This is a genomic window from Streptomyces sp. NPDC004126, from assembly GCF_050275515.1.
Lineage (GTDB): Bacteria > Actinomycetota > Actinomycetes > Streptomycetales > Streptomycetaceae > Streptomyces.
On the sequence record NZ_JBNNPF010000009.1, the window covers coordinates 203686 to 213450 of the forward strand.

The 9765-nt window shown below is 72.9% G+C and carries 11 protein-coding genes; 4 read left to right on the forward strand and 7 right to left on the reverse strand.

Annotated features, from left to right (window positions below):
* Window positions 1-43: 43 nt before the first annotated feature.
* The gene (locus tag ACQKM2_RS11820; protein WP_427708639.1) at window positions 44-421 is read left to right on the forward strand and encodes a VOC family protein; all 378 of its coding nucleotides are present in this window, start codon (window positions 44-46) and stop codon (window positions 419-421) included.
* 6 nt (window positions 422-427) lie between these two features.
* Here the strand turns inward: ACQKM2_RS11820 and ACQKM2_RS11825 are convergent, their stop codons facing one another.
* Window positions 428-982, reverse strand: coding sequence for a hypothetical protein (locus ACQKM2_RS11825; protein WP_427708641.1), 555 nt, complete (start codon window positions 980-982; stop codon window positions 428-430).
* 171 nt (window positions 983-1153) lie between these two features.
* Here ACQKM2_RS11825 and ACQKM2_RS11830 point away from each other — a divergent pair, with 171 nt between their 5' ends.
* On the forward strand, window positions 1154-1900 hold the full coding sequence (locus ACQKM2_RS11830) for a VOC family protein (RefSeq protein ID WP_427708643.1): 747 nt from the start codon (window positions 1154-1156) through the stop codon (window positions 1898-1900).
* Here the strand turns inward: ACQKM2_RS11830 and ACQKM2_RS11835 are convergent.
* Window positions 1897-2385 (reverse strand): GNAT family N-acetyltransferase, encoded by a 489-nt coding sequence (locus ACQKM2_RS11835; protein WP_427708645.1) that lies wholly within the window; start codon window positions 2383-2385, stop codon window positions 1897-1899. The genes ACQKM2_RS11830 and ACQKM2_RS11835 overlap by 4 nt on opposite strands.
* Before the next feature lie 32 nt (window positions 2386-2417).
* Here ACQKM2_RS11835 and ACQKM2_RS11840 point away from each other — a divergent pair, with 32 nt between their 5' ends.
* Window positions 2418-2816 carry a VOC family protein gene (locus ACQKM2_RS11840; protein ID WP_427708646.1) on the forward strand — a complete coding sequence of 133 codons (399 nt, stop codon included), beginning with the start codon at window positions 2418-2420 and terminating at the stop codon, window positions 2814-2816.
* On the opposite strand, the gene ACQKM2_RS11845 is transcribed toward ACQKM2_RS11840, so the two are convergent.
* Complete coding sequence (locus tag ACQKM2_RS11845; protein WP_427708647.1) at window positions 2780-3178, reverse strand: winged helix-turn-helix transcriptional regulator; 399 nt, start codon at window positions 3176-3178, stop codon at window positions 2780-2782. The genes ACQKM2_RS11840 and ACQKM2_RS11845 overlap by 37 nt on opposite strands.
* Window positions 3179-3237: 59 nt before the next feature.
* Between ACQKM2_RS11845 and ACQKM2_RS11850 the strand changes: the two genes are divergently transcribed.
* Window positions 3238-3903, forward strand: a complete 666-nt coding sequence (locus tag ACQKM2_RS11850) for an NAD(P)-dependent oxidoreductase (protein WP_427708649.1) — start codon at window positions 3238-3240, stop codon at window positions 3901-3903.
* A gap of 21 nt (window positions 3904-3924) precedes the next feature.
* On the opposite strand, the gene ACQKM2_RS11855 is transcribed toward ACQKM2_RS11850, so the two are convergent.
* The 4 genes from ACQKM2_RS11855 to ACQKM2_RS11870 form a co-directional block, all read right to left on the reverse strand.
* Window positions 3925-4230 (reverse strand): hypothetical protein, encoded by a 306-nt coding sequence (locus tag ACQKM2_RS11855; protein ID WP_427708651.1) that lies wholly within the window; start codon window positions 4228-4230, stop codon window positions 3925-3927.
* A 163-nt stretch (window positions 4231-4393) separates the two neighbouring features.
* Complete coding sequence (locus ACQKM2_RS11860; protein ID WP_427708652.1) at window positions 4394-5989, reverse strand: APC family permease; 1596 nt, start codon at window positions 5987-5989, stop codon at window positions 4394-4396.
* A 346-nt stretch (window positions 5990-6335) separates the two neighbouring features.
* Window positions 6336-7793, reverse strand: a complete 1458-nt coding sequence (locus tag ACQKM2_RS11865) for an aldehyde dehydrogenase family protein (protein WP_427708654.1) — start codon at window positions 7791-7793, stop codon at window positions 6336-6338.
* Window positions 7790-9649, reverse strand: a complete 1860-nt coding sequence (locus tag ACQKM2_RS11870) for an N-acyl-D-amino-acid deacylase family protein (protein ID WP_427708669.1) — start codon at window positions 9647-9649, stop codon at window positions 7790-7792. Before ACQKM2_RS11870 ends, ACQKM2_RS11865 begins: the two co-directional genes overlap by 4 nt.
* Window positions 9650-9765 lie beyond the last annotated feature (116 nt).

The window sequence follows — 9765 nt, forward strand, 5'->3', positions numbered from 1 at the left end:
ATAAGTGATGGACAGGGGCCGGAGCTTGATCGATAGTGCCGCCATGGCATCTCTCGTGCGACACGTGACCTTCGACTGCTCCGACCCCTACGCCCTGGCGCAGTTCTGGATCGCCGCCCTCGACGGCAAGCTCGGCGAAGGCGACCAGCCCGGCGACCCCGAGGTACTGGTCGAAACCACCGGCGGCGACCTGCTGTTCATCCGGGTCCCCGAGGGCAAGGCGGCGAAGAACCGGGTCCACCTCGACGTCCAGCCGCAGGACCGCACCCGCGACGAGGAGGTGGAACGCCTGACCGCCCTCGGCGCCACCCTCTCCGGCGACCACCGCAACCCGGACGGCACCGGCTGGGCGACCATGACCGACCCGGAGGGCAACGAGTTCTGCGTGGAACGCAGCGCCGCGGAGCGGTCCGGGGCCTGACGCCGGTCAGGGGTTGGGATCCGGCCCGTCCCCGGCGACCTCCGCGGTGACCGCCCCGACCGAGCCGTCGGCGGCGATGGCGGCCCGCACGAGCACGGGCCGGACCGGGTGCGGAGGCAAGACCGGGTGCGGAGGCAGGACGGGGTCCGGGGGATAGAACTTGAGGAAGCGCGGCGTGACTTCGACCGGGGTGACCGGATTGGGAGGAAGGGCGCGCAGGGCGATGTCGGTACCGGCGAAGCGGTAACGGGCGCCGGTGTCCTCGCCGGTTCCGGTGGTGCCGAAGAGGGTGCTGGTGATCTGCGCGGTGCCCCCTGCCCCTGCGGTCGTCCGGGTGACGACCCGGACGCGGATGCTGCCGGTGAGGTGGATCGGCTCGGCACCGCTCTCCTCGAACGTCCCGTCCAGCGGGAGCTGGACGGTGCGGCTGTGGACGACGACGGCGGCCTGCCGGGCCGTCGGCGCGGCGGCCGGCGCGGCGGCCGTCGCCGGTGCGGTCAGGCACAGCGCGGCGGCGACGAGGCCGATCGGTACGGTGGCGCGCGCGGGGCGACCGGGCATGGAGGCTCCCTCAACTGTGGCCGGACCGCCTCGCCTCCCCCGTCCCGCCGGGAATCCCATCCTGCGCACCGCCCGCGACCGGTGTCGCGCCGGACGACACCTACGGGTGCCGCCGCGCACCCGGCTGGGCCAAGGCTCTCGGCGAAGGCGGCGGATCTTAGGATCTGCCGCATGACGACGAGACTCGTACAGATCAACATGAAGGCCCACGACGACGCCGCGCTCGGCCGGTTCTGGGCGGAAGCCCTCGGCTGGGGCATCGACAGCGAGGGGCCCGGGGTCACCAACCTCGAACCCGCCGGTTACACCTACCCCGACCCCGCGTTCGTCTACGTCGACATCATCGCCCGCCCCGAACCCAAGACGGTCAAGAACCGGGTGCACCTCGACCTGGCCACCACCTCGGCCGCCCACCAGGCGGAGCTGGTCGCCCGTCTGAAGGGCCTCGGCGCCACCCTCGCCGACGTCGGCCAGGGCGACGTCCCCTGGACGGTCATGGCCGACCCGGAGGGCAACGAGTTCTGCGTCCTGGAACCCCGCGAGGTCTACCGGGACACCGGCCCGATCGCCGCCGTGGTCGTCGACTGCGCCGCCCCCCGGGCGATGGCCGACTTCTGGGGCCGGGTCACGGACTGGACGGTGCACGAGGTCACCGACACCCAGGCGACCCTGCGGTCCGCCAAGGGAGTCGGCCCCTACCTGGAGTTCGTCCGCACCCCCGACCCCAAGAGCGGCTGGAACCGCGTCCACCTCGACGTCGCCCCCTACAAGGGCGACGACCTGGAGGCGGAGGCGGCGCGGCTGCGCGAACTGGGCGCCCAGGACCCCACCGGCGCCGGCTTCGACCCGTCAGCGATCCACTGGACGGTCATGGCCGACCCCGAGGGCAACGAGTTCTGCCTCCTCGGCCCCCGCTAGCCCTCCCACCGGACCTCGCCGTCCTGCCGCCGGTCGGTGGGGGCGAGGCCGGCCGCGGCGGCGACGGCGGCCGACGCCGCGTGGTCGGGGTGGACGTGCGCGACGACCTTGGCGAGCCCCTGCTCCCGCAGCCAGGCGACCAGCCCCCGAGCCGCCTCGGCGGCAATGCCCCGGCCCTGCCAGGGCGTTCCCACCACCCAGGACACCTCGGCGCCGCCGCCCCCGACGGTCGCCTGAACGGTGCCGACCAGGCACCCCTCCGCCCGCAGCCGCACCACCCAGTTGCACCAGGAGACGGCCGGATCCGGCGACCCGGCGTCCCACCGCACGTAACGGGCACGCAGCTCGTCGACGCCCTCGGGCTCACCGCCGATGAACACGTGCAGGGCGGGATCGCCCAGCACGACGGCCATCTCCTCGGCGTGCCCGACGCGCAGGGGCACGAGGTCCAGCCGGTCGGTACGTACGCTCTCAGCCTTGATCACCCGCCGATTATGCGGGCGATTACGCTCCTCGCATGATCAACACACAAACCCACATCCGTGTCGCCCGGCCCTCCAAGGACCTGGAGGCCGCCCACCGGTTCTACGTCGACGGGCTCGGGCTCGACGTCGTGTGGCGGAGCACCGAGCGCGTGCCCGGGGAGCACGACCTGCTGATGGTCGGGCCCGCCGGGGGCGGGTGGCACTTCGAGCTGACGCTCGACCCCGACAACCCGGTCGAGCCCTCCCCCACCGTGGACGACCTGTTCGTCGTCTACCTCGGCGAGGCCCCCGACGAGAAGCTCGTGGCCCGTCTCGTCGAGTGCGGCGGGACCCGGGTGCCCTCGCACAACCCGTACTGGGACGAGTACGGCGTCACGGTCGAGGACCCCGACGGCTACCGGCTCGTGCTCTGCTCCCGTACCTGGGGCTGAGCGTCCGACGCCCGGGCGGCGAGTCCCGCCTCCCGGGCGTCGATGAGCTCGTCCCAGTGCTCCCGCGTCCACTCGCACGCCGCGTCCAGCGGCCCGAGCAGGCCTCGGCCGAGCACGGTGAGGGCGTAGCCGCCCGGCTCCTCGCGCACCACGAAGCCGTCGCGCTCCAGCCCGCGCAGGGACTGCGTCAGGGACTTGGCGGTGATCCCCCGCAGGGGGACCTTGAGCTCCGAGAAGCGGCGCGGGCCGTCTTCGAGGCAGCGCAGGAGCAGGGGGGCCCACTTGTCCCCGACGCGGAACGGCACCAGCGTCGAGGGGCAGACGGGGTCGAACATGTCGGGGTCCAGGGGCGGCTGCGTCATGATCGCCACCGTAGGCCGGTATCCGATCGGTAACCACCCCCTTCCCTACGCTCGCCGGCATGACGAACAGCAACAGCAACGGCAAGACCGACAGCACCCGCCTCATCGTCTTCGGCGCCACCGGCCGCGTCGGCCGGGCGGTGGTCGCGGCGGCGCGGGCGCGCGGGGTCGAGGTGACGGCGGTGGGGCGGGCCGACGGGGAGGTGACCTCGGCGGCGGACGTGGCGCGGCTGGCGGCCGGGCACGACGCGGCGGTGGTGTCGGTGTACGACGCGCAGGCAGTGCCCGGGGAGTTCTTCCCGGCCGTGGCGCGGGCGATGGCGGCGGGGCTGCCGGGGGCGGGGGTGCGGCGGCTGGTGTCGGTCGGGCTGGCCTCCGTACTGCCGACGGCGGACGGGACCCCGCTGATGGACACCCCCGGGTACCCGCAGGAGTGGCGGGAGTTCTACGTCGGCCACGGCGCCGGCACCGAGGCGCTGCGGGCCGCCGCCCCGGAGGCCCTGGACTGGGCGGTGCTGTCCCCGGCCGGGGACTTCGACCACGACGGCACCCACGACGGCACCCACGATGACGCCCCCGCCGGCGGCTACGCGTACGCGCCCGCCGACGCGGACGGCCGGATCAGCCCGGCCGCCTTCGCCGAGGCCGTGCTCGACGAGGCCACGGCCCCGGCCCCGGCCCTGCACGCGGTCCACGCGGGCGTCGTAGGGGCGGCGGCCGCCTGAGGGACCGCCGGGAGGCGCCCCCTAGCCCTTCACCTTGGGGGCGTCGGGGACGCCGGCGTCCAGGGCGCTGCCGGCGCCCGCGAGGGAGCTGTTGGTGGAGTTGGTCGCGCTGCCGACGGCCGCGCCGGTGATGGCCACGGCGGTGCGGGTGTCCTGGACGGCCTGGCCGGGGTGGTCGACGATGCCGACGACGCGCTTGACCGGGGGCTGCCCGCCGAGGGTGGCGCCCTCGCCCCCGCCGGCGGCGTGGGCGGTGAGGGGGGTGAGTGCGAGTGCGGCTCCGCCGGTGAGGGCGAGGGCGGTGAGGGTGCGCTTCATTGCCTTCATGCCCCGCCCAACGACCTCCCCGCGTCCCGGGTCACCGCCGGGCCCGCCCGTTCCGCGCATCGGATGACCCGGGCCCGCGTACGCCGGCGGCCCCGGATCGGGGGATCGATCCGGGGCCGCGGGCCATGACACGACGGGCACAGGCGGTCAGGCGGTCAGGCGGTCAGTCCTCCACCACCAGGGCCGGGGTGGACTTCGTCAGGACCTGGCCGCGGAAGAAGGCGGGGCTGCGGCGTTCGGTGACGAACATGACGACCAGGCCGAGGGCGAGCAGACCGACGCCGATGACGAAGACGCTGCCGACGCCGAGGACGTCGGACCCGGAGCCGTAGGAGGGGTCCCAGGCGTCCGTCAGGGTCTTGAAGAAGACCGCGGCGAGCAGCAGGCCGCCCAGGACCGGGAAGACGCCCTTGAAGAACAGGTCGCGGGCGGAGCGGCGCAGGTCGCCGCGGAAGTACCAGGCGCAGGCGAAGGCCGTCAGCGAGTAGTAGAAGCAGATCATCAGGCCGAGCGCGAAGATCGTGTCGGTGAGGACGTTCTCGCTGACCAGGGTCATCACCGTGTAGAAGGCGCCGGTCGCGATGCCCGCCATGACGGTGGCGCGTCCGGGGGTCTTGAACTTGGGGTGGACCTTGGCGTACGAGGGCGGCAGGGCCTCGTAGGTGGACATGGCCAGCACGGTGCGCGCCACCGGGATGAAGGTGGTCTGCAGGGAGGCGGCGGCGGAGGCCAGGACCGCGACGAAGAGCAGGATGCCGAGGACGGGGCCCATGACGGGGCCGGCGAGGGCGGCGAAGACGTTGCCGGAGGTCTCGGCGTTGCCGAGGCCGAGGCCTTCGGCGCCGGAGCCGACGGCCATCTGGGCGGCGATGCCGGTGGCCAGGTAGGAGCCGACGAGGACGATCATGGCGATGAGGGAGGCGCGGCCGGGGGTCTTGGCGGAGCCGGTGGTCTCCTCGTTGGTGGCCAGGCAGGCGTCCCAGCCCCAGTACATGAAGATCGAGAGGGAGAGTCCGGCGGTGAAGGCGCCCATGGACTCGACCGCGAAGGGGTTCATCCACTCCCAGGAGAAGTCCATGCCGGTGTCGAAGGTGCCGGCGGAGGCCTTCTGGAGGGCCATGGCGACGAAGACCGCGAGGACGACGAGCTGGAGGCCGACGAGGGTGTACTGGACGCCCTTGGTGGCGGTCATGCCGCGGTAGCTGATGGCGGTCGCGACGGCGATCAGCGTCAGGCAGGTGGCGATGTGGGCGAACTTGTTGTCGTCGAGGGCGGCGATCGACGGGTTGCCGGTGATCTCGCCGGCCAGCAGCCAGAAGTACGAGGTGGCCACGCCCGCCAGGTTGGACAGCACGATGATCGTGGCGATGACCAGGCCCCAGCCGCACATCCAGCCGATCCGCGGGCCGAAGGCCTTGACGGTCCAGGTGAAGGAGGTGCCGCAGTCCGGCACGGCCTTGTTGAGCTCGCGGTAGGCGAAGGCCACCAGGAGCATCGGGAGGAAGCCGGCCAGGAAGACGGCGGGCATCTGGACCCCGACCTCGCCGGCGGTGGAGCCGAGGGTGGAGGTCAGGCAGTAGACGGGGGCGACGGTGGAGATGCCGATGACGGCGCTGCCCATGAGGCCCACGGAGCCCTTGCCGAGGCCCTTGCCGCGGACGTCGCCCGCGTTCCCGGTCCCGGCCGCGTTCTCGGCGCCGCCCTCGGCGACGCCGCTTACCGTGTCTCCGACCCGAGGCCGCGTGTCCAGCTGTGTCATGGGACAGGACGGTAGATGCTGCGGTTTCCTGATCCGGAAGACTTAAGTCCAGTAATTCACAGGGCTAAATTCCTTGGATTACGAAGATCAGATCCGTTCATGAACTGGCAATACAAGGTTCACTCAGGCACCCATCCACGGTTCGAGAGGCATCGAGACGGGTGTTCCGGAATGCGGAAACCGCAGGAGTACCCCATTTGTCCGTTTCAAAACTTTCCCGTGCCAATTTTCGGGGCCCCCGGAACCCACCCCAGACCCCCGAACGACTGCACCCCGTGAACCCTGCCGGACGGCCCGTGACCGGCCCCGGCAGGCTCCCGGCGCGACCTACGGAATCACGTCGTCATCACGTCGTCCAGACCACCGACTGCACCTCGCTGTACGCGTGCAACGCGTACGAGCCCACGTCCCGCCCGACCCCCGACCGCTTGAACCCGCCGAACGGGGCCTCCATGTTCCGGCCGACGGTGTTGACCCCGACCCCGCCCGACCGCAGCCTGCGCGCCACCCGGAAGGCGCGGGCGGAGTCCCCCGACCACACGTAGCTGATCAGCCCGAAGTCGCTGTCGTTCGCCAGCCGGACGGCCTCCTCCTCGTCCCCGTCGAACGGGACCACGACCACCACCGGGCCGAAGATCTCCTCCCGCACCACCCGCATGTCGTTCGTGCAGTCCACCAGCAGCGTCGGCGCCACGTAGAAGCCCCGGCCGTCCCCGACCACCGGGCGCTCGCCGCCGAAGGCGATCCGCGCGCCCTCCTTGCGGCCCAGCTCCACGTACGACTCCACCCGGTCGCGGTGCGCCGCCGAGATCACCGGGCCGACCACCGTGCCCCGCTCGCCCGGATCGCCGACCTTCATGAAGGCCAGGTAGCCGCGCAGCTTCTCCACCAGCGGCTCGTACACCGACCGGTGGACGATCACCCGGGTGGGCGCGGTGCAGATCTGGCCGCTGTAGAAGGAGAAGGTGGTGCCGATCCCCATCACCGCCGCGTCCAGGTCGGCGTCCCCGAAGACGACCGCCGCGCCCTTGCCGCCCAGCTCCATCAGCTGCCGCTTCATGGACCGCCCGCACACCTCGGCGATGCGCTGCCCGACGCCCGTGGAGCCGGTGAAGGAGACCATGTCCACGTACGGGGAGTCCACCGCCGCCTCGCCGACCTCCACCGAGGCCCCGGAGACCACGTTCACCACCCCGGCCGGGACGCCCGCCTCGTGCAGCGCCTCGGCCATCCTGAACACCGACAGCGGGTCCTGCGGGGCGGGCTTCACCACCACCGTGTTGCCCATGGCGAGCGCCGGGGCGACCTTGCCGGCCGGATTCGCCCACGGGTTGTTGTACGAGGTGACGCAGGTGACCACGCCGACCGGCTGGCGGACCTCCAGCGCGCCCAGGACGGACGCCTTCCCCATCGGGCCGGCCTCGGTGACCTGCGGCGGGAGCCCTTTCTCCACCGGCTCCAGGGCGCCCTTCGCGTACCGCCGGAAGCGGGACACGCCGACGCCGACCTGCATGCCGCGGGCGATGCCCGTCGGCGCGCCGGTCTCGGCCTGCGCCAGGGCCGCCCACGGTTCGAACTCCCGCTGGATGACGTCCGCGGCCCGGTCGAGGATGGCCGCGCGTTCCTCGGGGGCCGTACGGGACCACGTCCCGAAGGCCTCGGCGGCGGCCCGGCACGCCTCCTCGACCTGGGTGCGGGAGGCCTCGGGGGCCAGGCCGACGACGGACTCGTCGGCCGGGTTGACGACCTCGTAGTGGCCGCCGTCGGGCTCGACCCACTCGCCGCCGATGTACAGGCGCGTCATCGGGTGCTCACCGTCCTCGTGTCGCGGCCGGACCGGAGCACGATCCCCGGGACGGCGCCGGTCACCTCGTCGTCGCGGATGGTCTCGACGCCGTTGACGCGTACGGAGACCACTCCGATCGCCCGCGCGTCCAGCCGGGGGCTGTCGCCGGGCAGGTCGTGGACCAGGGTCGCCGGGCCCGCGTCGATGCGCTCGGGGTCGAAGAGGACCAGGTCGGCGTGGAAGCCCTCGGCGATCCGGCCGCGCTCGCGCAGCCCGAACAGCCGGGCCGGGTCCTCGGTGAGCATCCGTACCGCCTGCTCCAGCGGGACGAGCCGGCGGCCGCGCAGGCAGTCGCCGAGGAACCGGGTCGTGTACGGGGCCCCGCACATCCGGTCCAGGTGGGCGCCCGCGTCGGAGCCGCCGAGCATGACGTCCTCGTGCTGCCAGGTCTCGGCGCGCAGGGCCCAGGTGGCGGGGTCGTTGTCGGTGGGCATCGGCCACAGGACCGTGCGCAGGTCGTCGCCCGCGCAGATCTCGACGAGGCAGTGGAAGGCGTCCTGGCCGCGTTCGGCGGCGATGTCGCCGACGACGCGCCCGCTGAGCCCCTCGTTCTCCTTGCTGTACGTGTCGCCGATGACGTACCGCCCGAAGTTCGCGAGGCGCCGGAAGACCCCGGCCTCCTTGCTGTCGGCGCGGCGCAGCATCTCGGCGCGGACGTCCGCGTCGCGGAGCCTGGCGATCCGCTCGGGGACGGGGAGGGCGAGGACCTCGCCCCAGCCGGGGATGAGGTTGAGCGCGCAGAAGGTGCCGAGGGACATGTTCATGGGGGTGAGGATCGGCATGGTCAGCGCGACGATCCGGCCGCCGGACTTGCGGGCGCGCTCGCTGGCGACGAGCTGGCGCGGGACGCGTTCGGGGACGGCGGCGTCGATGGTGAGGACGTTCCAGTTGAGGGGCCGGCCGGCGGCGGCGCTCATCTCGACGAAGAGGTCGATCTCGTCGTCGGAGAACTGGTCGAGGCAGCCGGCGACGATGGCTTCGAGCTGGGTCCCCTCGTGTTCGCCGACGGCGCGGGACAGCGCGAGGAGCTCGGCCGGTTTCGCGTGCCGGGAGGCGACGGGGGCGCCGGCGCCGTCGGAGTGGGTGGAGGACTGGGTGGTGGACAGCCCCCAGGCGCCGGCGTCCATGGCCTCGTGGAGGAGCGCCAGCATCTGCTCCATCTGGGCGGGGGTGGGCTGCCCGCCGACGGCGTCCTCGCCCATGACGTGCCGGCGCAGGGCGCAGTGGCCGACCATGAAGCCGGCGTTGACGGCGATGCGGCCTTCGAGGGCGGCGAGGTACTCGCCGAAGGTGGACCAGGACCAGTCGACGCCCTCTTCGAGCGCGGCGAGGGCCATGCCCTCGACCTTGCTCATCATGCGGCGGGTGTAGTCGGCGTCCTCGGGGCGGTCGGGGTTGAGGGGCGCGAGGGTGAACCCGCAGTTGCCGCCGGCGACGGTGGTGACGCCGTGGTTCATGGAGGGGGTGGCGTAGGGGTCCCAGAAGAGCTGGGCGTCGTAGTGGGTGTGCGGGTCGATGAAGCCGGGGGTGAGGACGAGGCCGGTGGCGTCCTCGGTGGTACGGGCCGGCTGCGCCGGGCCGCCCGGCTGGGCGATGACGGCTATGCGGCCGTCCTTGATCCCGACGTCGGCGACGTATCCGGGGGCGCCGGTGCCGTCGACGACGGTCGCTCCGCGGATGAGGTGGTCGAGCATGACGGTTCCCCTCCTGGGTGGTTCCGTGTCGCGTGTCCCCTGCCGTTGCCTGGCGGGGCCGTGCCGTGGCCGCGCGGCGGGGCGCCGGCCCTGCGGGGCTGTTCCCCTACCCTCCCCCAGACTCCGTCCGGGGGGACCCCCACTTCGCCCGTTCCCCGGGGCTGCGCCCCGGACCCCCTGGGGGCTCCGCCCCCAGACCCCCGCGCCTCAAACGCCGGCGAGGCTATAAACAGCCC